We start from the raw sequence: 24,531 nt of genomic DNA, 5'->3' as shown, positions 1-24,531 counted from the left end.
ATCCCGCCGACCTGGCGCAGCCCTACCGCACGTGTCAAGGGGGCGGCGTTCACCAATGCCTGCCACATCCACTGTTGTCGCCCCCTTGACACGTGTGGTTGCCCTTGTGGAGGTCGGTGGGATGACACGAAACCCGCACCACAACGGCCCCGGCGCTCAACCACCAAACCAGGCGTCATCCTGCTGATCTGCCCGTCCGGCGAGGACATGCTTTTAACGCTTTAGAACCCTCACCTCACCAACCCGTGCTCATACGCATAGATCACCGCGTGCACCCGCGTCCGAACCCCCAACTTGGTGAGGATCCGCGCCACGTGCGTCTTCACCGTGCCCTCTTCGATCGTCAACTCCGCCGCGATCTCCGCGTTGCTCAACCCCCGCACCACCTGCCCCAACACCTCCTCCTCCCGCCGCGTGAGCAGCTCGACCTCCGCAGGCACCGCCTGGGGCGACAGCTGCGCGAACCGGGCGATCAACCGTCCCGCCACCCTCGGATCGATCAACCCGCGCCCCTCGTACAACCCGCGCACCGCGTCCACCAACACCGCCGGATCGCTGTCCTTCAACAGGAACCCACCCGCCCCTGCCGCCAGCGCCCCGAACAGGTACTCGTCCAGGTCGAACGTCGTCAACGCCAACACCTTCGCCCCTGCGCCGACCTCACCGAGCCGGGCGATCGCCGAGATCCCGTCGCCGTGCGGCATCCGCAGATCCATCACGACCACATCGGGCCTGCGGGTCAACGCCAGGTGCACCGCCTCCGTCCCACTGGCCGCCTCACCGACCACCTCGATGTCGGGCTCACCGTCCAGGACCATCCGCAACGCTTCCCGCACCGCCCCCTGGTCATCCGCCACGAGTACCCGCACCGACACCACCTCCCGTCGGCAACTCGGCCCGCACCGACCACCCCGACTCACCGGGCCCGACCACGAGCGTCCCCCCAACCAACCGCACCCTCTCCCTCATCCCCCGAATGCCCTGCCCTTCTTGTCTCAACCCACCGACCTGACCTACCCCGTCATCCACCACCGTCACCACCAACCGCCCCCGCCCCCGATGCACCCGCACGTCCACCACCCCCGCCGTCGAGTGCCGGACCACGTTGGTCAACGCCTCCTGCACCACCCGGTACGCCGTGTGATCAACCGCGGGCGGCACCGCCACCGCCACCCCCGTCCGCGTCACCGTGATCCGCCGACCGGGCCCGGACAACCTCTCGACCAACTGCTCCAGCTCACCCAAGCCCACCACCCCGACCGGCCCATCCCGCAACGCGCTCAACAACCCCCTCACCTCGTCCAACGCCGACGACGACAGCTCGGCGATCGTCCCCAACGCCCGATCCGCGACCGGCGGCGCGCCGCCCAGCACCCGCCGCACCGCCGTCGCCTGCATCCGGATCGCCGTCAGGTGATGACCCACGCTGTCGTGCACGTCCCGCGCCAGCTGCGCCCGTTCCTCCGCCAGCACCCGATCGGCCTCCGCCCGCTGCACCCGCAACGTCTGCTCCGCCCGTTCCCGGTGCAGCCGCAACGCGTACCCGGTCGCCACCGGCGCCACGCCCATCACCACGAGGTCCGTGACCGTGAACACCTGGACCGGGCTGCCCGCGATCACCGCGCTGACCAGCACCCAGCACCCGCACGCGGCGAGCACCAGCCCCGGGCCTCGCTCACGGTGGTAGACGGCCGCGCAGAACGCGCCCATCGTCACCAACATCCCCGGCCACGCGGGCAGGAACCCGAGCCCACCCAACCCCACCACCGCCGACAGCACGGCTGAGGTCAACGGCAGTACGCGCCGCAAAAGCAACGGCAGGCTGACGCACAGACTGGACCCGATCAGGAGGAGCGGCACCTGCGGTGGCGCGGACCGCTCCTCCCAGATCGTCAGGACTACCAGCAGCGTCGTGACGCCGACGACGAGCAGGCCTTCCCGGACGTATCGCATGACCGCCATCGTCTACGCGGCGCCGCAGGCCGTGCCTTCGGGTGGGAGCGCGCCGGTGGTCAGGTAGCGGTGCACGTGCTCCCGGACGCACGGGTGGCCGCTGAGGTACAGGGCGTGGCCGCCCTTCGTCGGCACGTAACGGGCGTTGCCGAGTTGCGCCGCCACGCGACGGGCGTCCAGCGGCGGGGTCGTGCTGTCGTACTCGCCGCTGGCAACCAGAACGGGCGGCAGCCCTTTCACGCGCAGTCGGTGCGGCGGGTACGTCCGCGTCGGAGGCAGACCGGCGCAGTGGTAGGCCATCATCCACGTCACCGCCCACCCGATGCGGGGCGTGGCCTCGCGCAATCCCGTCTCCCACGACTTGAGCACCGGATAGCTCGACGGGTACGGGAAATCGCCGCAGAACATGATCCGGGACAGGTCGGGATCCCGGCCGCCGATCGGCAACCGGGCGAACAGCGTGGCGTCACCCGCGTGCGCCTCGGCGAGCGACCGGGCCAACTGCGGCCACTCCCGGTCGAACGCCGGGTTCGTCCGGGACACGATCCGCGTCGCGCTGACCGTCGTGCCCTCGCCGGGCGCCGGGATCGGGTCACGAGTGGCCCGTGCGATCACTTCGTCCCAGACGGCGAGCACGTCACGGCCGTGCAGGGCGCAACCGGGCTCATCGGCACACCACTCGGCGAACCGGCCCAGGTTGCGCTCCATGGTCCGCGCGCGTGGCAGGAGCCAGTCGGGCCAAGAGCGGGTGGTGTGGTCGACCACGCTGTCCAGGTACATCCGCCCGATCCGGTGCGGGAAGAACTCGGCGTAGGCCTGGGCGAAGACGGTGCCGTAGGAGTTGCCGTAGTAGTTCAGCTTCGCCTGGCCCATCGCGGCCCGGATGGCGTCCATGTCGCGGGCGACCTGCCAGGAGTTGAGCGTGCCCGCCAGCGGCCCGGCTGCCTGGGTGCAGTCGATCCCGAACTGGCGGTTCACCGTGCGGTACTTCTCGTAGGCGGCCTGGTCCGGGAAGACCCACTCGGCGTTGTCGGGGATCGGAGCCTGATACGGGCACTCGATCCCGGCGCTCGCCTCGAACCCGCGCGGGTCGGAGACCACGACGTCGAACCACCGGGTCAGGTCGGTGAACGCGCTCTTCGCCACGCGCAGCACGGAAATCTGCTGCGCCGGCCCACCCAGGTTGACCAGCAGCACGCCCTTCTTCGCGGCCTGGTCCCGCGCGGGCAGCCGCGCCACCGCCAGCCGCACCCGCTCGCTACGCGGCTCGCCCCAATCCGCGGGCACCGCCACCTCACCGCACTGCAACCCGTCACCGCAGTCCACCCACTCCACCGAACCCGAACCCGCGGCCTGCGCCGCACCCGGCGCGAGACAGAGCGCGATCACCGCACCCACGGCCCCGACCACACCCACCACACCCTTGATCGTTTTCCTCATGCGCCCAGCGTGCGCGCCCGCCACCTCCCACCGCGTCTGCCTTTCGACAGATCTTGCACCGCACCCACCCGGAAAGAACTTCCGTGATTTCGGACACCAACGCCACACGATCGCGAGGTGAACTCGCGATAAGGTGAAATAATCCCAACTACATTGTTGGGGCGGTTACTTTGTGACGGCTTTTCTCCTACAGTGGCTCGGTGAAGTTCGGAGTGCTCGGGCCGCTTACCGTGTCCGGATCGGATGGTGCGCACGTACAGATTCGTGGCCGACGTCTGCGGACCCTTCTCGCTGTTCTGCTGATGCACGCGGGCAAACCGGTTTCCGTCAACCACCTCGTTGACGCCATATGGGACGGAGACCCGCCCAAGTCGTATCTCTCCAACCTGCACACCTATGTGTCACGGCTGCGCGAACGGCTGCCCGGTCTGCGGATCGACCACGTCGACGGCCAGTACCTGTTACGCGTCGGGCCGGGCGACCTCGACCTGCTCGTGTTCCGGGCCAAGGTCGACGCCGCACGGCTCGCCGCACGCCGCGGCGAGCACGCCCTCGCCGCCGACCTCTACCGCAGCGCGTTGGCGCTGTGGCGGGACCGCCCCGTGGCCGACCTCGACGTGTCGGCGCTGGAACCGGAGATCTCTCACGGCGAGACGACCAGGCTGATCGTCCTGGAGGACCGGTTCGAAGCCGAACTCGCCGCCGGGCGCCACGTCGAGGTGGTCGGCGAGCTGGAAGCGGCGGTGGCCGAACACCCCACGCGGGAACGGCTGTGCCGCCAGCTCATGATCGCGTTGTGCGGCGCTGGCAGGCAGGCCGACGCGCTGGCCGTGTACCGGACGACCCGTGACGTGATGGTCGAGGCGCTGGGGCTGGAGCCGAGCCCGGCGCTGCGGCGGCTGCACCAGGAGATCCTCCGCGGCGACGTTCCCGGACTGTCGGCCGAGCCGGTCGAACCGGTCGAGCCCGCGTTCCCGCTGTGCCAGCTGCCGCCGGACACCGCCGACTTCGAGGGCCGCGGCGGTGAGCTGGAGCAGGTCGTCGCGGCGCTGCGGGCGAACGCCGCCTCGGTGCCGGTCGTCGTGCTCACCGGCGAGCCCGGCGTCGGCAAGACCGCGTTGGCCATCCGGGTGGCGCACCGGCTGCGGGCCGAGTTCCCCGACGGCCAGCTGTTCGCGCACCTCGCGGGCACGTCGCCGAACCCGAAGCAGGCGCTTGACGTGCTCGGCAGCCTGCTGCGGGCGTTGTGGCGCAAGGGCGCCGCGATCCCGGAGGACCTGGAGGACCGGACCGCGGCGATCCGCGCGTGCCTCGCCGACCGGCGGGTGCTGGTCGTGCTGGACGACGCCGCGTCCGCCGCCCAGGTGCGCGCCCTGCTGCCCGGCACCGCCGGTTGCGCCGTGCTCGTCACCGGTCGCGGCAGGCTGGACGGCCTGGCCGGCTCGACGTCGCTGGCGGTGCCGCCGTTCACCACCGACGAGGCCCGTGCGCTGCTGGGCCGGATCGCGGGCCGCGACCGCGTCGAGCTGGAACGCGCCGCCGCCGACGAGGTCGTGGCGCTGTGCGGCGGCGTGCCGCTGGCCGTGCGGATCGCGGCGACCCGCCTGGTCGCCCGACGGCACATGAGCGTGCGGTCGCTCGCGGACCGGCTGGCCGACGAACGCGGCCGGCTGGACGAGCTGGCCGTCGGCGGTCTCCAGGTGCGGGCGGCGGTCGCGAGCAGCTACGCGACCCTGAGCGCGCCGGCCCGTGCCGGACTGCGCCGCCTGGCGTCGCTCGGGCCCACCGACATCACGGAAAGCGTGGTCGCGGCCGTGCTCGACGTGCCGGACGCCGACGGCGTGGTCGAGGAGTTGGTGCGGTCGAGCCTGCTGACGCCCGGTGGCGTGGACGCGGGCGGCCAGCCGCTCTACCGGCTGCCCGAACTCGTGCGGGTGTACGGGGTGGAGCGGTCTGAGGCGTGACACCGAGGGCCCGGCGGACAACTCCCGCCGGGCCCTTGGCACATCAGCCGAACCAGCCGATCAGTCGAACCAGCCGATCAGCCAGGCAGCCGAACGAGCCGCACTCAGCCGATCAGCCGATCAGCCGGATCAGGTGCCGATGCACGACGCCGTCGCGAACGGCCCGGTCGCCGTGTTCGTCGACACCACCGCGCCGTCCACCGTGATCTTGCAGGTCACCGTGCCACCGTTCTCGTCAGCCGTCGCCGTGAGCGTGCCGCCCTTGTAGACGCCCTTGTTCTCGGCCTGCTTGGTCCACGGCAAGGTCGGCGCGGTCTCGGTCTTCGGGTCGAGCACCTCGCCGTAGAGGATCTCCACGTTCGCCGCGTCGCCGGTGACCTCGTAGTCGACCTTGGCGACCCGGTTGACCTCCTCCTGGATCTCGTTGACCGCGGAGTTGAACACGAACACCCACACGATGCAGACCGCCAGGCCGAGCACGGACACCGCGATGCCGGTGATGGACAGGCCCTTGTTGGTGGCACGTCCCTTGTTCACCCTGGCCAGCCCGACGGCCGAGAAGATCAGACCCAGGATCACGAGCGGCCAGGCGACCACGCCGATGAACGGGATGGGCGAGAACACCAGACCCACCAGGCCGAGGACGAACCCCGCCGTGCCCAAACCGTTGCGGGGCGGCTGCTGGGGGGTCTGCGGCGGCACTGGCGGATAGGAGGTCTGCTGGCTCATGAGTTCTTTTCTCTTCCTGAATTGCGGAATGTGTGCGCCGGGCGAGCCGCAGGCTCACCGGAAATGCGCGTCGTGGTGCCGGTCTTCGTTTCGAGGAACGGCGGCTGAAATGACGCACGGGGCGTCGGCGTCGCATAGCCTCGCACGCGTCACCACACGCCCCGCACACACACCGTGCACAGTTCAGGAGTCGGGTTTACCGCGCCGTGGGATATTCGTAGTCCGCCGGCTGGTCGACCTGCGGCAGGTCGTGGCCCAGCCGGTCGCGCTTCGCGGTCAGGTAGCCGATGTTGTGCGGGTTGGGGCGCATCAGGTGCGGCACGCGGGCCGCGACTTCGATGCCGTTGGTCTCCAACGCCTCGATCTTGTCCGGGTTGTTCGACATCAACCGCACGGACGTGACGCGCAGGTGCTTCAGCACGCGCGCGGCCGGTGTGTAGTCGCGGACGTCGACCGGCAGGCCGAGCGTGGTCGCGGAGTCGAGCGTGTCCAGGCCTTGCTCGTCCTGCAGAACGTGCGTGCGCACCTTCTCCACCAGGCCGATGCCTCGACCTTCGTGTCCCCGCAGGTAGATCAGGATGCCGCTGCCCTCGGCCACGATCCGGTCCAGCGCGGCGTCCAGCTGGTCGCCGCACTCGCAGCGCATCGCGCCGAAGAGGTCGCCGGTCATGCATTCGGAGTGCACGCGCACCAGCACGTTCTCGCGCAGCGTCGTCCTGCCGTACACCAGCGCCATGTGTTCGTGCCCGTCGGCCCGGAACGCCACCGCGCGGAACTTGCCGCGGCGCGTGACCAGGTCCGACTCCGCCAGGTCCTCGTCCTTGAAGGCTTCTTCGCGCATCCGGCTCCCTCGTCACCCGAACCCGACACCGGCCGGGCGTTCACTACGCTCGGCCGGTACTTGCACCGTAGCTCGCTCACTCGGCGGAGGTCACCCTGTTCAGCATCACCGTTCGTGATCACGTGATGATCGCCCACAGCTTCCGCGGCGAGGTCTTCGGTCCGGCCCAACGCCTGCACGGGGCAACGTTCGTGGTGGACGCGAGGTTCAAGCGGGCCGAGCTGGACGCCGACAACATCGTGGTCGACATCGGGCTCGCCACCGAGCGGCTGCGCGCCGTTCTCGGTGAGTTCAACTACCGCAACCTGGACGACGTACCGGAGTTCGCCGGGGTCAACACGTCGACCGAGTTCCTGGCCAAGCACATCGCGGACAAGCTGGCGGAGGCCGTGCACGCCGGTTCGCTCGGCGAGGGCGCGCGGGGGCTGGCCGGGATCGAGGTCTCGCTGCACGAGTCGCACGTCGCGTGGGCGAGCTACGAACGTCCGTTGTGACGGTCCACTTCGTCCTGCCCGGCGGCGTGGACGACCCGGCGTCACCGAGCGGCGGCAACCTCTACGACCGGCGGGTGATCGACGCCCTCCGCTCACCGCACCTCGCACACTCACCGCACCTACCGCCCTCGGTGCACGAGATCGTGGTGCCCGGCACCTGGCCCCAACCCGAACCCGCCGCCCGCTCAGCGCTGAACCGGGCGTTGGGCGACCTCGCGGACGGCTCGGTCGTCGTCCTCGACGGCCTGGTGGCGTGCGGCGTGCCGGACGTCGTCGTGCCGCACGCCGACCGGCTCCGGCTGGTGGTCCTGGTGCACCTGCCCCTGGCCGACGAGACGGGCCTGCCACCGACCCTGGCCGCACGGCTCGACACCGCCGAACGGGAAGTCCTGCGTGCCGCGCACGCCGTCGTGGCCACCAGCCCGTCCGCGGCCCGCCGGCTCACCTCGCACCACGGTTTGGCCCGGGTCCACGTCGTCGCACCCGGCACCGACCCCGCGCCCCCTGCCGTCGGCACGGACGGCGCGTCCCGGTTGCTCTGCGTCGCTTCCCTCACTCCCCGCAAGGGTCACGACGTGCTGGTCCGCGCGCTGGCTTCGGTGACCGACCTGTCGTGGACCTGCGCGTTCGTCGGCCCGGAGCGGTGGCCGGTCCGCGACCTGGTCGACCGGCACGGGCTGGGTTCGCGGATCGAGCTGCTCGGCCCCCTCAGCGGCCCGGCGCTCGACCACACGTACGCCACGGCGGACCTGTTCGTGCTGGCGTCGTTGGCCGAGACGTACGGGATGGTGGTGACCGAGGCGTTGGCGCGGGGCGTGCCGGTGGTGGCCAGCGCCGTGCCGGACGCGCTCGGTGACGGCGGGGTGCTGCTGCCCGCGGGCGACGTGACGGCGTTCGCCGAAGCCCTCCGGCGGTGGCTGACCGACGACGAGTGGCGGCGTGACCTGCGCGGCCGTGCGTTTGCACGCCGGCGCGAGTTGTCCACATGGGACGAAACGGCGGCCGGGCTGGCGGCGGTGCTGGCTAGTCTGCCGACATGAGCACCTTCGCCCCGGAATGGCTGTCACTGCGCGAGAAGGCCGACGCGGAAGCCCGCGCGCTGGACCTGGTCGACCGGCTCCAGGAGATCAATCTGAACCGGACCCCCCTCGTGGTGCGTGATCTCGGGTGTGGAACGGGATCGTTGGGACGATGGCTCGCCGGCCGGCTGGGCGGTCCGCAGCGCTGGGTGCTGCACGACCGCGACCCCCGGCTGCTCAGCATCGCGGCGGCGACGATGAGCGGGGTGACGATCGAGACGCACGAGGGCGACCTCACCGGCCTGACCGGCGCGGACATCGCCGGGACGTCGCTGGTCACCGGGTCGGCGTTGCTGGACCTGCTGACCGCGGAGGAGGTGGACGGGCTGGCCGGCGCGTGCGTCGACGCGGGGTGTCCGGCGCTGTTGACGCTGTCCGTGGCGGGCCGGGTGGAGTTCGACCCGGCCGAGTCGCTGGACGCCGAGTTCGAGGCCGCGTTCAACGCGCACCAGCGGCGGGTGGTCGGTGGACGTCGCCTGCTGGGGCCGGACGCGGTCGCGGTCGCGGTGGAGGCGTTCGAACGGCGTGGCGCGGAGGTGACGACGAGCCCGAGCCCGTGGCGGCTCGGCCCGGAGCAGGCCGCGCTGGCGGGGGAGTGGCTGCGCGGGTGGGTGGCGGCGGCGGTGGAGCAGGAACCCGACTTGGGCGTCGAAGCGCCCGCCTACCTGCGGCGCAAGCTCGACAACGGCCCGCGCGTGGTGGTGCACCACACGGATCTCCTGGCGGTGCCTCGATGACGGCCACGCGTGCGGTCGAACTCCCGGCGGCACATCGATCCGGCGGCGGCACGATGAGGCGCGCGTGGCCCTGGCTCCGGCTGGTGGCCGCAGTCGGCATCCTCGTGGCGTTGGCGTGGCGGCTGGGCGCCGACGCGTTCCTCGACGGCCTGCATGCGGTCGACGGCCGGGCGGTCGCCGCCGCGTTGGGCATCGGGCTGCTGACCACCGTCGCGAGCGCGTGGCGGTGGCGGCTGATCGCCCGCCGCCTCGGCCTGCCGCTCACCCTCCGCGCCGCCGTGTCCGACTACTACCGCGGCCTGCTCCTCAACGCCGTCCTGCCCGCCGGCGTCCTCGGTGACGTGCACCGGGCCGTGAACCACGGGCGGCAAGCCGGTGACGTCGGCCGCGGCGTCCGGGCGGTGGTGTTCGAACGCGCCGCCGGGCAGGTCGTGCTGATCGCGCTCGGCGTCGCCGTCCTGGTCACCGGCTCCGTGCCCGTGCCCGTCGACGTGCCCGCCCTCGCCCTGCCGGCCGCCGCGCTCGTCCTCGTGGCTGCCTTCGGGTCCGCGAAGGTCCGCAGAGCCGCGCGGACGACGTGGGCCGACGCCCGCACCGGCCTCGTCAACCGCGAAGTCCTGCCCAAGGTGACCCTGCTGTCCGCCGCGGCACTGGCCGGGCACGTCGCGCTGTTCGTGGTCGCGGCCAGGGCCGCCGGCGCCGACGCCCCGCTCAGCCGACTCCTCCCGCTGGTCGTGCTCGCCCTGCTGGTCATGGCCGTCCCGCTGAACGTCGGCGGCTTCGGGCCGCGCGAGGCGTTCCTGGCGGTGGCGTTCGGCGCGGCCGGGCTCGGCGCCGCGCAAGGGGTCACGACCGGCGTCGTCTACGGCGTGTTGGCGCTGATCAGCAGCCTGCCCGGCGTCCTCACCCTGTTCGGCGGGCCGGCGCACCGGTCAGAACAACGCCAGGTACTGCCCGAACGACTCGACCAGCCCCGCGAGCACGTCCCGGCCCTTGTCGGCTGACGCCAGCGACGGCCGCCCGATCACGCCCGACGACGTGTACGGCGCGAGCCCCAGCGTGAGCATGTGCGGCCGGTCGTCGGCCAGGTGGTCGCTCGTCTCGTAGCCGGGTTTCACCAGCTCCGGCTGGGTGTGCAGGAGGATCGACGTCTCCAGCTCGCCCGCGTGCATGTCGCTGCGGGAGGACGTCACGATCCCGGCGGCCTCCCGTGCCGCGGCCCAGTCGCCGCTGCCCGGGAACAACGCCATCCCCTCCGACTCCTGCACGACGTTCGACAGCACGTAGTTCCCGCCGTGCCCGCTGACCAGCACGAGATGGGGCACGCCCGACCGCCGCAACGAGTCCGCGACGTCCCGCAGCACCGAGTACAGCGTCCGCGCCGAGATGCTCACCGTGCCCGGCCACGCGGCGTGCTCCTGCGAGCACGAGATCGTGATCGGCGGCAGCAGCTGCACGGGGTGCGCGTCGGCGATCGCCCGCGCGATCGCGCAGGCGACGACGGTGTCCGTGGCCAACGGCAGGTACGGGCCGTGCTGCTCGTGGCTGCCCACGGGCAGCACCGCCACGGTCGCCGCACGCGCCCGCACGTCTTCGGTGGTGTCAGGCAGGTACATGCCCGGCACGGTAGTCAACGCGGTGGCACAGGGACGGTAGCGCGCCGCCGGCCAGCAGGGACGGCAGTTCGTCGAACCGGCTCTCCCCGGTGATCAACGCGTCGAAGACCGGATCGGCCAGCAGGTCCAGCGCCAGCGCCATCCGCTCGGCGTACGTGCGGTCGGGCCGCGCCACCACGCCCACCTGGCTGCTGCGCAGCCGCAGCCGCCGCGAGTGGAAGAACTCGCCGAGCGGCACCGAGACCCGGCGGTCGCCGTACCAGCTCAGCTCCAGCACCTGCCCCTCCGGCGCGAGCAGCGCCAACGACCGGGCCAGCCCCTCCTCGGACGCGCTCGCGTGCACGACCAGGTCGCAGCCGCCCGAAGCCTCCTCGGGCGACGCGAACGAGACACCCAACGCGGCGGCCAGCGACGCACGGCTCGGGTCGGCGTCCACCAGTTGCAGCCGCACGCCGGGGAACCGGGCCAGCACGGCGGCCACGCTGCACCCCACCATCCCGCCGCCGACGACCGCGATCCGGTCGCCGATCAACGGCCTGGCGTCCCACAGCGCGTTCACCGCCGTCTCCACCGTCCCGGCGAGCACCGCGCGGGCGGCGGGCACCGAGTCCGGCACGGGCGTCACGGCGGCGGCGGGCACCACGTAGTGCGTCTGATGTGGATAGAGGCAGAACACCGTGCGGCCGAGCAGCGGTCCCCGTTCCACCACACCGACGTTGAGGTAGCCGTACTTCACCGGCCACGGGAACTCCCCGTCCTGGAACGGCGCCCGCATCACGTCGTGCTGGCTCTCCGGCACGCCACCGCGCAGGACCAGGCTCTCCGTGCCCCGGCTGATCCCCGAGTACAGCGTCCGCACCAGCACGTCGTCGGGCCCCGGCTCGGCCAGCGCCACCTCCCGGATCTCACTTTTTCCCGATGAGGTGAACCAGAGGGCCCTCGCAGAGCGTGTCATCTATACAACCTCCGAACAACGGGGCCACCGTCACGAGGGGCACGATGACGACACTTCACCACAGCGCGACTGTCCGCGAGGTCGCGGCGCAATCCAACTCCGAGCCCGCCGCTTGGGCGGGCGTCCAGGTGCTGCTGCTCGGCCTGCTGGAGGCCACGGTCGGGCTGGGTGTGCTCGGGTGGCTCGCCGGCATCGCGTACGCGGTGGCGAACCAGGCGTTGCTGGGCGGCGCGGTGCAGCGGTCGTCGCGCGGGGTGCTCGGGCCCGCCGACCGGGTCACGTCGGCCAGGGGTCTGCTGGTCGGTGGTGTCACGGCGCTGGTGGCCGACGGCGGCGACCACCCGGTGCTGCTCGTCGTGCTCGCCGCGGTCGCGCTGGCCCTGGACTTCGTGGACGGGCAGGTGGCGCGTCGCACGGGCACGGCGTCGGCGATGGGCGCGCGGTTCGACATGGAGGTCGACGCGTTCCTGATCCTGGTGCTGAGCGTGCACGTGGCGGTCGCCCTCGGGCCGTGGGTCGTGGTGATGGGCGCGCTGCGGTACGCGTTCGTCACGGCGTCCTGGGGTCTCGACTGGCTGCGGGGCGCGCTGCCGCCGAGCCACGCGCGCAAGGTCGTGGCCGCCGTGCAGGGGATCGCCCTGGTCGCCGCCGCGTCCGGCCTGCTGCCGCACCCGGACGTCCTCGTCGGACTCGCGCTGGCCTCGCTCATCTGGTCGTTCGGTCGTGACATCGCCTGGTTGTGGCGCAATGCTCCCGCATCGGTGGAAGGAGTCAGCCATGTCTGACGCAGCCCGGACGAACGTCAGCGTCGGCAACATCGCCCTCTGGGTGTTGCAGGTGCTGCTGGCCGCGTACTTCGTCTACAGCGGGGTGTCGCTGCTCGGCGACGACTTCGTCGGCAAGTTCGACAAGATCGGGTCCGGTCAGTGGCTCCGGTACGTGACGGGGGTGCTGGAGCTCGCCGGCGCGCTCGGCCTGCTCGTGCCGCGGCTGTGCGGGCTCGCCGCGCTGGGGCTGGTCGGCGTGATGGCGGGCGCGGTCGTCACGGAGCTGTTCGTCCTGGGCGACTCCGCGGGCGCGGTGCTGCCCGCCGTGCTGCTCGTGCTGGCGGCCGTGGTGGCGGTGGGCCGGCGGGACACCGTCCGGTCGTTGCTTCAGGCCTTCGGGAAGTAGCGCAGCACGGCGACGTCACCGAGCTTGCTCACGTCCTCCAGGTGGAAGCGGCGCGCCGGGCCGCCGGGGAACTCGGCCGGGTTGAGGAAGCGCGGCGCGGCGGCCTGCCCGATCAGCATCGGCGCGACCGCCATCCGGATCTCGTCGGCCAGCCCGGCGGCCAGGAACGCGGTGTGGATCGTGCCGCCTCCCTCCACCATGAGCCGGTCGACGCCGCGCGAGCCGAGGTCGTCCAGCAACGCCCCGAAGTCGACCGCCGGCCCCAGCGACACGACGTCCGCCAGCTCGCCGACGGCGCCGACCGCACGGCCGTGGCCGGAGTCGGTGGTGTAGACGATCTTGTCGCCGCCGTGGTGCCAGAACTTGAGCGCCGGGTCGAGGTCGCCGCTGCCGGTCACGGTCACCTTCGCCGGGTACTCGGGCCGCCCTTCGGCCACCCGGGCGGCCCGCCGGTGCGCGCCGTTGACCAGCAGGCGCGGGTTGTCGCGGCGGATCGTCGCCGCGCCGACCAGGATCGCGCCGGACTCCGCGCGCACCTGGTCCACGTGGTCGAAGTCCTCGGCGTTGGACAGCGGGAACCGTTGCGCGCTGCGGTCGTCGATGTAGCCGTCGACGCTGACGGCCACGCTGAGCAGGACGTGCGGGCGAGTCACGAGCCCACCGTACCGACGTCGTCTCGTACTTCAGGCCGATCCGGCGGGGCCCGCGCCCTCGTACGATCGGCCCGTGCACGACATCCTCCGCGAGCCCCGGCCCCACCACCCGCCACGCCGGGTGTGGCGGGACTGGGCGCTCGTGGGCGTGCTCGTGCCCGCGGCGGCGCTGGAAATGGCTCTCCGGACGGACCTGCCGTCGCGCGCTCTGTGGGCCGTCGTCGTGATCGGGCTGGCGCCCACCCTGCTGTGGCGCCGGACCAGGCCGCTGCTCGTCCTCGTCATCGCCTTCGCCGGCACCGGCCTGGTCCCGTTCCTCACCGGCGGGGAGCGGGTCGAGCCCAACACGACGGCGTTCGTGCTGTTGCTGGTGTACTCGGTGGTCAGGTGGGGTTCCGGGCGCGAGGCGGTTGTCGGCCTGGTGCTCGTGGTCGGCAGCGCGTGCCTGTCCATGGCGTTGCGCGAGCTGGCCCTCGTCGACGCGATCGGCGGCCTGACCGTGGTGTTCTCGGCGACCGCCCTCGGCGTCGCGATGCGGTACCGGGCCGGCCTGCGGACGCGGGAGCTCGACCAGGTCAAGCTGCGGGAACGTGAACGGCTGGCCCGGGACCTGCACGACACGGTCGCCCACCACGTGTCGGCGATCGCGATCCGCGCCCAGGCGGGCCTGGCGACCGCGGAGGCGCAGCCGGACGCCGCCACCGACGCGTTGCGCCTGATCGAGGCCGAAGCCTCGCGTGCCCTCACCGAGATGCGCGCGATGGTGCGCGTGCTGCGGCGTGACGAGCCCGTCGACCTGGCGCCCAGCCCGCGCATCGCCGACCTCGGGCAGCTCGCCACGTCGGCCCGCACCGGCCCGTCGGTCGAGGTGGGCCTCGCGGGCGACCTGGACGGCGTCCACCCGTCGGTCGACGCCGCGGTCTACCGCCTGGCCCAGGAAGCGGTCACCAACGCGCGGCGGCACGCCCGGCACGCCACCCGCATCGAGGTGCGCGTCGCCGCCGACGACACGTCGGTGCACCTGCGCGTGAGCGACGACGGCGACGCCTCCGCCGGTCCCGCCACGCCGGGGTACGGGCTCGTCGGCATGTTCGAGCGCGTCGACCTGCTCGGCGGCACCTGCGCGGCCGGCCCCGGCCCCGACCAGGGCTGGACCGTGACCGCCACCCTGCCCCGGACGGGAACGGGCGCGTGAACGTCCGGGTGGTCGTCGCCGACGACCAGGAGATCGTCCGCACCGGGCTCACGATGATCCTCGACGCCCAGCCGGGCATCGAGGTCGTCGGCGCGGCGGCCGACGGGCGACGGGCCGTGGAACTCGCCCGGCGCCTGCGCCCCGACGTGTGCCTGTTCGACATCCGCATGCCCGGTCTGGACGGCATCGAGGCCACCCGCCTGCTGGCCGGGCCGGAGGTGGACGACCCGCTCGCCGTCGTCGTCATCACCACGTTCGACCAGGACGAGTACGTCTACGCCGCGCTCCGGGCCGGCGCGGTCGGCTTCCTGCTCAAGGACGCCGGTCCCGCGCTGCTCGCCCAGGCCGTCCACGCCGCCGCCGCGGGCGACGCGCTCATCGCGCCGAGCATCACCGCGCGGCTGCTCAAGACGTTCGCCGCCGCCGCGCCGCCACCCCAACCCGTCGAACCGCTCACGGACCGCGAAGAGCAGGTGCTCGTCACCGTGGCGCGGGGCCGGACGAACGGCGAGATCGCCGACGAGCTGCACATCACCCTGAGCACGGTCAAGACGCACATCGCGAGCCTGATGGCCAAGCTGGGCGCCCGCAACCGGGTCGAGATCGCCATCTGGGCCTACGAGACCAACCGCGTCGCCGGCCGAAAGTACTAGCCGCACCCGCCGCGAGTACCGCCCCCCTCCGGCCCTTCTCCCGATGTCCGCCACGTCGCCGGTCACCAGACTCGGACCACACCGAGACCGGACCGACGAAGGGCCTTCGCCGTGACCTCCTCCCGCAGGGCCGACTGGCTCGTGCCGACCGCGTTGATCGCGCTCACCCTCATCCCGATGGGAGGCGGCGCGATCCGCCTGACCGACCTCGCCGGCGGCGAGGTCACCCCGGAGAACGCGAGGTTCTTCGCCGCGCCCCTGCCCGTGGTGCTGCACATCGTCGGCGCCGTCGTGTACTGCCTGGCGGGCGCCTTCCAGTTCTCGCCGGGTTTCCGCAGACGCAAGCCCGCCACACACCGGCTACTCGGCCGGATCCTGATCCCGGCCGGCCTCCTCATGGCCCTCACGGGCCTGTGGATGACCCTGTTCTACCCCTACCCGGAGGGCGACGGCGACCTCCTCGCCTCCTTCCGGCTGGTGACCGGCTCCGCCACCGTGCTGGCCCTCGTGCTCGGCTTCACCGCGATCCGCCGCCGTGACATCGTCCGCCACCGCGCCTGGATGGTCCGGGCCTACGCGATCGCCCAGGGCGCGGGCACGCAAGCGCTGGTCACCATCGCGTGGGTCGTGCTCGTCGGGCCCGCCACCGGTCTCACCAGGACACTGCTGCTCGGCGCGGGCTGGGTGATCAACGTCGCCTTCGCGGAGTGGGTCATCCGTGAACCGGGCAGGCGTCGCCGCGCGTTGTACAGGGAAAGGCGCGCAGAGAGGACCGCATGACCTTCGCCACCCGCCGCACCGCGCTCACCGCCCTGGCGGCCGTCCTCGTCCTGCTCGCCCTGCTGGCGCCGAGCGACGTCGACTCGCTGACGCCCGCCGCGTTCCTGCGCCTGCCGGTGGAAGCGCTGCTCGCCGTCGTGCTGGTGCTCGTCCTGCCCGAACGGGCGCGACGCGTGGTGGCGCCGGCGGGCGGTGCGGTGCTCGGCGTCCTGCTCGTGGCCAAGGCGCTGGACATCGGCTTCGACGCGGTGCTGCACCGGCCGTTCGACCTGGTGCTCGACTGGCCGTTGCTGGCGCCCGCGGTGGACTACGTGGACGTGACAGCGGGCCGGTTCGCCGCGGTTTCCGCCGTCGTCGCGGCCGTGCTGCTCACCGGCGCGGTCGTGGTCCTGATGGCACGGTCCGCGGCACGGCTCAGCACCGCGGTGGACCGGCACCGCCCCGTCGTCACCCGCGTCGTCGCGGTCCTCACCACCGTGTCGATCACCCTCGCCGCGCCGGTCGCCTCGCACAGCACGGCCGCGTTCGTCTACGACCAGGCGCAACGGGTGCAAGCGGGACTCCGCGACCGCGCGGACTTCGCGGCGGAGTCCGCGGTGGACCCGTTCGCCGGCACGAAGGCCGACGAACTGCTGACCTCGTTGCGCGGCAAGGACGTCGTGGTGGCGTTCGTGGAGAGCTACGGGCGTTCCGCCGTCGAGCACCCGGACATGGCGCCGCACGTCACCTCGGTGCTGGACGCCGGCACCCGCCGACTCGCCGCCGCCGGCTACACCTCACGCAGTGCGTTCCTCACCTCGCCGACCGCGGGCGGCGGGAGCTGGCTGGCCCAGGCCACCTTCCTGTCCGGGCTGTGGGTCGACAACCAGCAGCGCTACCGCACGCTCCTGGCCAGCGACCGGCTGGCGCTCGGCAGCGCGTTCCGCCGCGCGGGCTGGCGTTCGGTCGGCGTCATGCCTGGCATCACGAAGGCCTGGCCGGAAGGCGGCTTCTTCGGCTACGACCGGATCTACGCGTTCGACGACCTCGGTTACCACGGACCGCGCTTCGGCTACGCCACCACCCCTGACGAGTTCACGCTGGCGCGGTTCCAACAGCTCGAACGCGCCGACGAACCCCTCATGGCCGTCATACCCCTGCTCTCCAGCCACGCGCCATGGTCACCCGCGCCGACCACCGTCGGCTGGCAGAACCTGGGCGACGGCTCGGTGTTCCACTCCATGGCCTCGGGCGAGGCCCCGGCTGAGGACATGTTCGGCCGCGACCCGGCGCTCGTGCGGGCCGACTACGCGCGCACGGTCGAGTACTCCCTCAACACCCTCGTGTCCTACGTGGAGACCTACGGCGACGACGACCTCGTGCTCGTCTTCCTGGGCGACCACCAGCCCGCGCCGTTCGTCACCGGCCCGGACGCGGGCCGCGACGTGCCGATCACCATCGTGACCCGCGACCAAACAGCGCTCGACCGGACCGCACCGTGGGGCTGGACCGACGGCCTCCGACCAACCCCGGACGCGCCCGTGCGCCCCATGAACACCTTTCGCGACCAGTTCCTGTCCACGTTCCGGTAACCCACTTCCGGTGGACGCCCGGCCGGCGACGACGGCGAATGCACTACGGTCGGCGACGCAGACGGACCATTTCATGGGGGAGTGCGATGAGATCCACCCGACGCAGACTGCTCACCGCCACCGCGCTCACCGCGACCGCGGTGCTGGTCGGCGCCGCGACCACGGTGCCGACCGCGGCCGCGGCCCAGGACGTGAACGCCCTGCTGGCCGAGTCGCTGCGGCAGGCGGTGGTCACGCAGAACTTCAAGGACGTGCTCGACCTGACCCCGCCGGAGTCCGCCGCGGCGTCGTCGAAGGCCGGCGCGCCGGAGAAGCACGACCCGCTGTCCGCCGAGGAGGCGTCGACGAACCGGCTCGACGCCACCGCGGCCAAGCCGCTGCACCAGATGCCGAACATGGACCTCGCGGTGATCGAGCTGGACCGCCTCGGCCGGCCCATCGCGATGGCCGACGTCCTGCTCAGCCCGCAGTACCCCAACGGCAAGGTCGTGCCGCTGAACCACCGCACGCTGTCCACCGACCAGGTGCGCTACCGCTGGTGGGACGACACCGAGTGGGACGTCAACGGCGGCCAGGGCACCCGGGACGTGCTCGCCGGCCGGGAGAACGCGCCGATCGACTTCTCCTCCCCGTACCCGGCGTCGGTGCTCAAGCTGATGGTGGGCTTCGGCGTGCTGCGCCTGGCCGACCAGGGCCGGGTGGACCTCGACGCGGTCTACGACTACCGGCCGGTGACGCAGCACCCGGTGTGCGGCGCGGCGTCCAGCAAGGTGATCCGGCAGCACTTCGACGAGATGATCACCAAGTCGCAGAACGAGTCGACCTGCGCGCTGATCAAGATGCTCCACGACCTCAACGCGTGGGACGAGGTCAACGGCATGTTCGTCGAACTGGGCATGCCCACGCTGATGGTCACCGGCACCAACCCGGAGAACGGCGGCCGGTGGATCGGCTCGAACATGAGCAGCATCGACACCGCGAAGCTGCTCCTGCTGATCAACGGCGGCTCCGGCGTGCTGTGGACGACCGCCGCGGGCAAGCTCGTCACCCGCAACGAACTCACCGAGGCGTCCCGCGTGCAGTTCATCAAGTCGCTGGGCAACCAGGGCCACAACGAGATGCTGTCCACCACGAACCACTGCGGCCGCACCTACCCGGTCCAGGGCATCCCGCAACTGACCCCGCCGCGCTGGATCCAGCCCGACGGCACCGTCAAGGTGGGCGACGCCGTCTACGACAGCGACGTCCGCCCGTGCGACCAGGTCGCCGAGGTGACGTTCAGCCACAAGACCGGCTGGGTCGACACCACGGGCAGCGACGCGGGCATCGTCCGCTCCCTGCCCGGCAAGGAACGGCGCAACTACATCGTGGTCGCGTTCAGCAACCTGGGCACCGACTACATCGACACCTACCGCCCCGCCAACCGCCCCAACGTCTTCCCGGTGCTCTACACCGAGAAGTACGCCAAGCTGGGCGCGGCCGTCGACGACATCATGACCATGATCGCGCCCCTGTCCCACTGGAACGTGCGCCGAGGCTAAACCCACCACCCAGTCCGCAACAGGCGTACGGGCCCAACAGCCTCACAACGGACCCGCCGCCTGGCGGGACGCTTTACCCCGCCGGGCCTGCCGGCTTTGGCCTGCCTGGAGTGCCCGTAAGGGCCCCATGTCAAATCGAGCCGAACAGCACCACCGACCGGACCCGAGCGTGACCACCGGACGGAACTCTCCCTCCTACGCGGCCGTACGCCATCACCCGATGGAGAAAAGCCGTTGGCGCGCCGACCCGGTTTCCGGTGGACTTCCCGACATGAGCGACCAGCCCCAGCCCGTAGTGCGACCGGCGCCCGTGAGCGGCTTCCCGGAGTGGCTGCCGCATGTGCGCCTGGTCGAACTGCGATGGCTGGACAAGATCCGCGCCGCCTTCGAGCGCTACGGGTTCTGCTCCATCGAAACCCCCGCGGCGGAACGGCTCGACGTCCTGCTGGCCAAGGGCGAGACCTCGGGCGAGGTCTACACGCTCAACCGAGCCCAAAACCACACCGAGGGACAAGCCCCGGACGAGGGCCAGCTCGGCCTGCACTTCGACCTCACCGTGCCGTTCGCCCGCTACGCCGCGCAGCACTTCAACGACCTCGTCTTCCCCTTCAAGCGGTACCAGATCCAGAGCGTCTGGCGTGGTGAACGGCCGCAGGACGGGCGGTTCCGCGAGTTCACCCAGTGCGACATCGACGTGATCAACGTCGACGACGTCCCGATCCACTTCGACGCCGAGCTGCCGCGCATCGTGCACGAGGTCCTGACCTCGCTCGACCTCCCCGCGTGGACCATCAACGTCAACAACCGCAAGGTGTTGCAGGGCTTCTACGAGGGCTTGGGGATCACCGACCCGCTCGACGTCATCCGGGCCGTCGACAAGATCGACAAGATCGGCGCCGCCGGCGTGGCGTCCTTGCTGGCCGACCGGCTGGACGAGTCGCAGATCGGCTCGGTCCTCGAACTCGCGCAGCTCCGCGGCGGCGTCGAGGACGTGCGCAAGCTGGGCGTTCGCTCCGCTCTCCTGGACGAAGGCCTGGACGAACTCGACTTCGTCCTCCGCGAGCTGTCCGACCTGCCCGAGGTGGTCGCCGACTTCTCCATCGCACGCGGTCTGGACTACTACACCGGCACCGTCTACGAGGGGAAGTTCGTGGACTGGCCGGAGTACGGCTCGATCTGCTCGGGCGGCCGGTACGAGAACCTGGCCGGGTCGTTCATCCGGCGCAGCCTGCCCGGCGTCGGCATGTCGATCGGGTTCTCCCGGATCTTCGCCAAGGTGCTGTCCGCCGGCCTGCTGGAGACGGGCCCGAGCACGCCCGCCGACGTCCTCGTCGTCCTACCGCCGAACCGCCGTCGCACCGCCACCGACACGGCGAAAGCCTTGCGCGCCAACGGCTTCAACGTCGAGCTGTACCACCAGGAGGACAAGCTCGCCAAGCAGGTCAGGTACGCCTCCCGCAAGGGCATCCCGTTCGTGTGGTTCCCGCCGTTCGAGGACGGCCGCCCGCACGAGGTGAAGGACCTGACCACGGGTGCGCAAACCACCGCCGACCCGGCAACGTGGTCGCACGGGAGTGAACCCCGCAGGACCGAACCGCCTCAGAACTGATCCCCGCCGGGCTCGATCCCCACAGGACCGGGGATCGAGCCCGCCCGACCAGCCAGCCGTCAGCGCCGACCCAACCGTTCCGGAATGGGAGCCAACGGGTAGACCTGCCAGAAGAACCGGTCCGCCGCGTGCTGGTCCGCGGCGAAGTTGACCGCCTCCACGATCCGCCGCCCGCGGATCCGGAACGCCAGCGCCCACGTGATGTCCAAACCCTCCGGCGCGGTGCTCCAGCCACGATGCAGGTCGACGACCCAGTCGCCGTCCGCGGCCAGGAAGATCGGCTCCGCGCGGAAGCCCGCCTTCGCCAGCTCACCGAAGAACGCCAGCACCTCCTCGACCCCGACCTTGGTGCCCGACAGCGGGTGGTGGCCGGGGATCGTCCACCGGATGTCGTCGGCGAAGAACCGGCGCAGGGCGTTCACGTCACCCGAGCCGTAAGCCGCGTAGTACTCCTTGATCAGCCGCACGTTCGGGTGCTCGGCAACCGCAGGAACGGCAGCCGCAGGGGCACCACTCGCAGTGCCCGCGCCGAGCAGCGAGCCCGCCGCCACGCCCACCGCCGTTGCGCCGAGACCGCGCAGCACGTCGGCCCGGGACAGGTGTTCCGTCATTGTCTGCTCCTGGTTGGTGGTTCAGCTGTTCCAACGGGTGCTCGCGCCCGCCGTCACGTCGAGCACGGTGCCGGAGACGTACCGGGCGCGCGGCGAGGCGAGGAACGCGATCGAGTCGGCCACGTCCGCCGGCTCGATCAACCCGACCGGCTGGGTGTTGTAGCCGCGCAACGCCTTCTCCAGGTCTTCGACCGTGGTGCCGCCGGCCCACTCGTACGTCGCCTCGTTGAGCACCATCGGCGTGCGCACACCGGTCGGCGCGACGCCGCTGACCCGCACGCCCGCCGGCCCGACCTCCGTCGCCACGCCCTTGACCAGCCCGATCACACCCCACTTCGCGGCCTGGTAGTGGGCGAGCTGCGGCGCGCCGTGCCTGCCCTCGCTGGACGACACGACGATGATCGACCCGCTCTTGCGCGCCACCAGGTGGGGGATGACGGCACGCATGGTGTTCGCGACGCCGATCAGGTTGACGTCGATGACGTCCGCGAACTGGCTCGGCGACATCGCCTCCAGCGGCGCGTAGGTGGTGATGCCCGCGTTGGCGACCGCGATGTCGAGGCGGCCGAACTCGCGCACCGCCTCCCGCGCCACGTCCTGCATCCGCACGGCGTCGCGCACGTCCGCCTTCACCGCCACCGCGCGCCGTCCGAGCGAACGCACCGCGCGCACGGTCTCGTTCAGCTCGTCCTCGCTGCCCAACGGGTAGTCGAGCGTGATCGCCCGCGGTGAGGCGATGTCGAGCGCCACCACATCCGCGCCCGCCCGGGCCAGCGCCAGGCACGTGGCCCGACCGATGCCGCGTGCCGCGCCGGTGACCAGGGCGACCTGCCCCCGCAACTCGCCGACCTGCCCCTGCGCCCCCCCCGCACCCGCCGCCACACCCACACCCGCACCCGCCCCCACGAGACCGCCCGCACCCGCACCCACAAGACCGGCCGCACCGGCACCCGCCAGCAGCGTGCGCCGGTGCACCTTCTTCCCGTCGTCCATGGCTCCGATCGTGGGCCGCGGGCGTGCGCGGCGTCCAAGACCTGTGCCGATGCCGTTCGGTAATGGGCAGGCACCCGGCACGGGCGGTGCGTCACGATGCCTTCGTGGAAGAACTGGAACAGCTGCTGGACTCGTACAGCGCGGGGTTGGCGGAGCCGGACGCCGTGCTCACGCTGCTCACCGCGATCGCCGGGGCGGACGACGAGGCGGCGGGTCTCGCGGCGTTGACGGCGCTGGCCCGTCGGCCGCGGGCGGTGATCCAGCTGGACGCCTTCGCCCGCCGGGTGCGCTGGTGGGCGTCCGAGGACTACGTGCCTCCGGAACTGAAGGAGTCCGTCCTCTACAAGCGGCTTTCCACAGGCACTGCGTCACCCTTGAGCATCGCGTTGGCCGGCACGCACGGCGACGGGTGGCTCCGGGAACGCGCGGTCGAGCGGATGATCGCGCGACCGTTGCCGGAGCTGATGCCGTTCCTGGTGCTGCGGACCGGAGATTGGGTGTCGGAGGTCCGTGACCGGGCGAGCGCGGGACTGGCCGTGCTGCTGCACGACGACCCCGCGCGGATGCTGCCGGCCGCGTCGGGCGTCGGGTTGCGGGTCGCTCGGTGGTTGCGGGGATCGTTCGTGCGCAACCAGCTCCTGGCCGCCGCGACGGATCCGCGTGCGCCGTTGGAGTCCTTGTTGACGTCGCCGGACCGGGAGGTGCGCGCGTTCGCGTTCGAGGTCGGGACGTGGCGGCTGGACCGGAAGGTGTCGGTCGCGTTGACGGCTCCGGACGTGCGGCTGCGGACGTCGGCGGCGGAAGCGGCGGCGCGGGACTGCGTGTGGACCGCGCGGGTCGAGGTGTTGCGGCGGTTGGCCGCGTCGCCGCACGCCGAGGTGCGGGTGCAGGCGTTGACCGGGTTGGTGCGGTTGGGGCGTGACGCGGAGGTGGTGGCGTACTTGGACGACACGTCGTCCCTGGTGCGTGCGTTGGCACGGGCGGCGGCGGCACGGGTGGGCGTGGACGTGCCCGAGCACTACCGGTCGCGGGTGACCGTGGGCGCGATCGACGGGTTCGCCGAGGTCGGCGGCGACGGGCGGCACCTCGTGGCGTTGCTGGACCACCCCACGGCCAGGATCCGGGCACGGGCCGTGCGGGCGTTGCGGGTGCTGGAGCAGGTCACGGACGACCTCGTGCTGCCGCTGCTGCGCGACCCGTCGTCGGTCGTCGTGCGGGAGGCGACAATCGCGGTGCGTTCGGTGCCGGCGGAGTTGCCGTGGGAGTTGTTGGGCGACGAGCGGCCCGCGGTGCGGACGGCCGGGTACCGGTTGGCACGGCGGCTCGGGCGGGTCGCCGAGTTGCGCGCGGCCTTGACGGTGGTGGGTGACGCGCACGCACGGTTGGCGCGGCGTGGTCGGGCGGACGCCACGCGGATCTCGCGCTCCCTGGTGTCGGTGCCGTGGCGTCGGCGGATCGTCACGCCGTTGGAGGTGGGCGCGGCGGACGCGCCGGTGCTGCGGACGTTGTTGGCGCGGTCGGTCGGTCTTGAGGAGCAGACCGCGTACCTACTGCGGAAGCACCTGGCTTGATCCGTTGTGCCATGCTGTCGGCCGGCCTTGGGGGAGGAATCGCAGTGGAAGGCTTGGCACCGCCGGAAGTCCGGGACGCCGCCGAGTTCACCGCGGCCCTGCGCGGACTGCGGGTGCGGCTCGGCTTGAGCTACCGGCAGCTGGAGCGTCGTGCGGAGCGGGCGGGCGACGTCCTGCCCGCGTCCACGCTCAGCACCGCCCTGTCCCGGAACACCCTGCCGAGGGAACAACTGCTCACCGCGTACATCCGCGCGTGCGGCGGTGACGACGAGGCGGTCCGGGCGTGGGCGGCGTTGCGCGCCGACCTGGCCGCCGCCTCCGTGAACCCCGCCGAGCCACCGACCGCCGCTCTGGCAGCCGACCCCGCTCTGCC

25 protein-coding genes are annotated in these 24,531 nt (G+C 71.9%); 15 read left to right on the top strand and 10 right to left on the bottom strand.

The window, feature by feature from the left end:
• Positions 1 to 230: 230 nt before the first annotated feature.
• The 3 genes from ADK67_RS03610 to ADK67_RS03600 are packed head-to-tail and all read right to left on the bottom strand — an operon-like array spanning position 231 to position 3,393.
• On the bottom strand, positions 231 to 875 hold the full coding sequence (locus ADK67_RS03610; protein WP_053714945.1) for a response regulator transcription factor: 645 nt from the start codon (positions 873 to 875) through the stop codon (positions 231 to 233).
• Positions 847 to 1,953 carry a sensor histidine kinase gene (locus ADK67_RS54525; RefSeq protein ID WP_053714942.1) on the bottom strand — a complete coding sequence of 369 codons (1,107 nt, stop codon included), beginning with the start codon at positions 1,951 to 1,953 and terminating at the stop codon, positions 847 to 849. Before ADK67_RS54525 ends, ADK67_RS03610 begins: the two co-directional genes overlap by 29 nt.
• Before the next feature lie 12 nt (positions 1,954 to 1,965).
• Positions 1,966 to 3,393 (bottom strand): alpha/beta hydrolase, encoded by a 1,428-nt coding sequence (locus ADK67_RS03600; protein ID WP_053714941.1) that lies wholly within the window; start codon positions 3,391 to 3,393, stop codon positions 1,966 to 1,968.
• A gap of 200 nt (positions 3,394 to 3,593) precedes the next feature.
• Here ADK67_RS03600 and ADK67_RS03595 point away from each other — a divergent pair, with 200 nt between their 5' ends.
• Positions 3,594 to 5,357, top strand: a complete 1,764-nt coding sequence (locus ADK67_RS03595; RefSeq protein WP_331459229.1) for an AfsR/SARP family transcriptional regulator — start codon at positions 3,594 to 3,596, stop codon at positions 5,355 to 5,357.
• Positions 5,358 to 5,486: 129 nt separating this feature from the next.
• Here ADK67_RS03595 and ADK67_RS03590 read toward each other — a convergent pair whose 3' ends face one another.
• Positions 5,487 to 6,086 carry an MmpS family transport accessory protein gene (locus ADK67_RS03590; protein WP_053714939.1) on the bottom strand — a complete coding sequence of 200 codons (600 nt, stop codon included), beginning with the start codon at positions 6,084 to 6,086 and terminating at the stop codon, positions 5,487 to 5,489.
• Positions 6,087 to 6,282: 196 nt separating this feature from the next.
• Entirely contained in the window at positions 6,283 to 6,927 is a 645-nt protein-coding gene (gene ribA / locus ADK67_RS03585) for a GTP cyclohydrolase II (protein WP_053714938.1), read from the bottom strand.
• 95 nt (positions 6,928 to 7,022) lie between these two features.
• On the opposite strand from ribA, the gene ADK67_RS03580 reads away from it, so the two are divergent.
• From ADK67_RS03580 to ADK67_RS03565, 4 genes are read left to right on the top strand one after another with little or no spacing between them, the layout of a single operon-like run.
• Positions 7,023 to 7,421, top strand: coding sequence for a 6-pyruvoyl trahydropterin synthase family protein (locus ADK67_RS03580; protein WP_053714937.1), 399 nt, complete (start codon positions 7,023 to 7,025; stop codon positions 7,419 to 7,421).
• Positions 7,418 to 8,461 (top strand): glycosyltransferase family 4 protein, encoded by a 1,044-nt coding sequence (locus ADK67_RS03575; protein ID WP_053714936.1) that lies wholly within the window; start codon positions 7,418 to 7,420, stop codon positions 8,459 to 8,461. Before ADK67_RS03580 ends, ADK67_RS03575 begins: the two co-directional genes overlap by 4 nt.
• On the top strand, positions 8,458 to 9,237 hold the full coding sequence (locus ADK67_RS03570) for a class I SAM-dependent methyltransferase (RefSeq protein ID WP_053714935.1): 780 nt from the start codon (positions 8,458 to 8,460) through the stop codon (positions 9,235 to 9,237). Before ADK67_RS03575 ends, ADK67_RS03570 begins: the two co-directional genes overlap by 4 nt.
• A complete protein-coding gene (locus tag ADK67_RS03565; RefSeq protein WP_231647996.1) occupies positions 9,234 to 10,241 on the top strand; it encodes a lysylphosphatidylglycerol synthase transmembrane domain-containing protein in 1,008 nt (335 codons plus the stop codon). The genes ADK67_RS03570 and ADK67_RS03565 overlap by 4 nt, the downstream gene beginning before the upstream one ends.
• On the opposite strand, the gene ADK67_RS03560 is transcribed toward ADK67_RS03565, so the two are convergent.
• Together ADK67_RS03560 and ADK67_RS03555 are read right to left on the bottom strand one after the other, a co-directional pair.
• Complete coding sequence (locus tag ADK67_RS03560) at positions 10,170 to 10,853, bottom strand: creatininase family protein (protein WP_053714944.1); 684 nt, start codon at positions 10,851 to 10,853, stop codon at positions 10,170 to 10,172. The genes ADK67_RS03565 and ADK67_RS03560 overlap by 72 nt on opposite strands.
• Complete coding sequence (locus tag ADK67_RS03555; RefSeq protein WP_053714933.1) at positions 10,840 to 11,808, bottom strand: zinc-dependent alcohol dehydrogenase; 969 nt, start codon at positions 11,806 to 11,808, stop codon at positions 10,840 to 10,842. Before ADK67_RS03555 ends, ADK67_RS03560 begins: the two co-directional genes overlap by 14 nt.
• Before the next feature lie 44 nt (positions 11,809 to 11,852).
• On the opposite strand from ADK67_RS03555, the gene ADK67_RS03550 reads away from it, so the two are divergent.
• Together ADK67_RS03550 and ADK67_RS03545 are read left to right on the top strand one after the other, a co-directional pair.
• Positions 11,853 to 12,593 carry a CDP-alcohol phosphatidyltransferase family protein gene (locus ADK67_RS03550; protein ID WP_053714932.1) on the top strand — a complete coding sequence of 247 codons (741 nt, stop codon included), beginning with the start codon at positions 11,853 to 11,855 and terminating at the stop codon, positions 12,591 to 12,593.
• Positions 12,586 to 12,981 (top strand): DoxX family protein, encoded by a 396-nt coding sequence (locus ADK67_RS03545; RefSeq protein WP_053714931.1) that lies wholly within the window; start codon positions 12,586 to 12,588, stop codon positions 12,979 to 12,981. Before ADK67_RS03550 ends, ADK67_RS03545 begins: the two co-directional genes overlap by 8 nt.
• Here the strand turns inward: ADK67_RS03545 and ADK67_RS03540 are convergent.
• Positions 12,963 to 13,634 carry a RibD family protein gene (locus ADK67_RS03540; protein ID WP_053714930.1) on the bottom strand — a complete coding sequence of 224 codons (672 nt, stop codon included), beginning with the start codon at positions 13,632 to 13,634 and terminating at the stop codon, positions 12,963 to 12,965. The two genes, ADK67_RS03545 and ADK67_RS03540, sit on opposite strands and share 19 nt — an antisense overlap.
• Positions 13,635 to 13,707: 73 nt before the next feature.
• Between ADK67_RS03540 and ADK67_RS03535 the strand changes: the two genes are divergently transcribed.
• The 6 genes from ADK67_RS03535 (at position 13,708) to hisS (ending at position 20,983) form a co-directional block, all read left to right on the top strand.
• Positions 13,708 to 14,829 carry a sensor histidine kinase gene (locus ADK67_RS03535; protein ID WP_053714929.1) on the top strand — a complete coding sequence of 374 codons (1,122 nt, stop codon included), beginning with the start codon at positions 13,708 to 13,710 and terminating at the stop codon, positions 14,827 to 14,829.
• Positions 14,826 to 15,482, top strand: a complete 657-nt coding sequence (locus tag ADK67_RS03530; RefSeq protein WP_053714928.1) for a response regulator transcription factor — start codon at positions 14,826 to 14,828, stop codon at positions 15,480 to 15,482. The genes ADK67_RS03535 and ADK67_RS03530 overlap by 4 nt, the downstream gene beginning before the upstream one ends.
• A gap of 111 nt (positions 15,483 to 15,593) precedes the next feature.
• Entirely contained in the window at positions 15,594 to 16,262 is a 669-nt protein-coding gene (locus ADK67_RS03525) for a DUF2306 domain-containing protein (RefSeq protein ID WP_053714927.1), read from the top strand.
• Positions 16,259 to 17,833 (top strand): sulfatase-like hydrolase/transferase, encoded by a 1,575-nt coding sequence (locus tag ADK67_RS03520; RefSeq protein WP_053714926.1) that lies wholly within the window; start codon positions 16,259 to 16,261, stop codon positions 17,831 to 17,833. The genes ADK67_RS03525 and ADK67_RS03520 overlap by 4 nt, the downstream gene beginning before the upstream one ends.
• Before the next feature lie 86 nt (positions 17,834 to 17,919).
• Positions 17,920 to 19,374, top strand: a complete 1,455-nt coding sequence (locus ADK67_RS03515; RefSeq protein WP_053714925.1) for a serine hydrolase — start codon at positions 17,920 to 17,922, stop codon at positions 19,372 to 19,374.
• Between the two features lie 271 nt (positions 19,375 to 19,645).
• Complete coding sequence (gene hisS, locus ADK67_RS03510) at positions 19,646 to 20,983, top strand: histidine--tRNA ligase (RefSeq protein WP_053714924.1); 1,338 nt, start codon at positions 19,646 to 19,648, stop codon at positions 20,981 to 20,983.
• A 59-nt stretch (positions 20,984 to 21,042) separates the two neighbouring features.
• Here the strand turns inward: hisS and ADK67_RS03505 are convergent, their stop codons facing one another.
• A complete protein-coding gene (locus tag ADK67_RS03505; RefSeq protein ID WP_053714923.1) occupies positions 21,043 to 21,594 on the bottom strand; it encodes a nuclear transport factor 2 family protein in 552 nt (183 codons plus the stop codon).
• A gap of 21 nt (positions 21,595 to 21,615) precedes the next feature.
• Entirely contained in the window at positions 21,616 to 22,587 is a 972-nt protein-coding gene (locus ADK67_RS03500; protein WP_053714922.1) for a mycofactocin-coupled SDR family oxidoreductase, read from the bottom strand.
• A 104-nt stretch (positions 22,588 to 22,691) separates the two neighbouring features.
• Here ADK67_RS03500 and ADK67_RS03495 point away from each other — a divergent pair, with 104 nt between their 5' ends.
• Both ADK67_RS03495 and ADK67_RS03490 read left to right on the top strand, forming a co-directional pair.
• Complete coding sequence (locus ADK67_RS03495) at positions 22,692 to 24,158, top strand: hypothetical protein (protein WP_157619879.1); 1,467 nt, start codon at positions 22,692 to 22,694, stop codon at positions 24,156 to 24,158.
• Positions 24,159 to 24,202: 44 nt separating this feature from the next.
• Positions 24,203 to 24,531, top strand: a 329-nt coding sequence (locus ADK67_RS03490; protein WP_442974101.1) for a helix-turn-helix domain-containing protein, incomplete at its 3' end; no start/stop codon positions are given.

The organism is Saccharothrix sp. NRRL B-16348, from assembly GCF_001280085.1.
Classification (GTDB): domain Bacteria; phylum Actinomycetota; class Actinomycetes; order Mycobacteriales; family Pseudonocardiaceae; genus Actinosynnema.
This window is presented reverse-complemented; position numbering and strand designations above follow the sequence as displayed.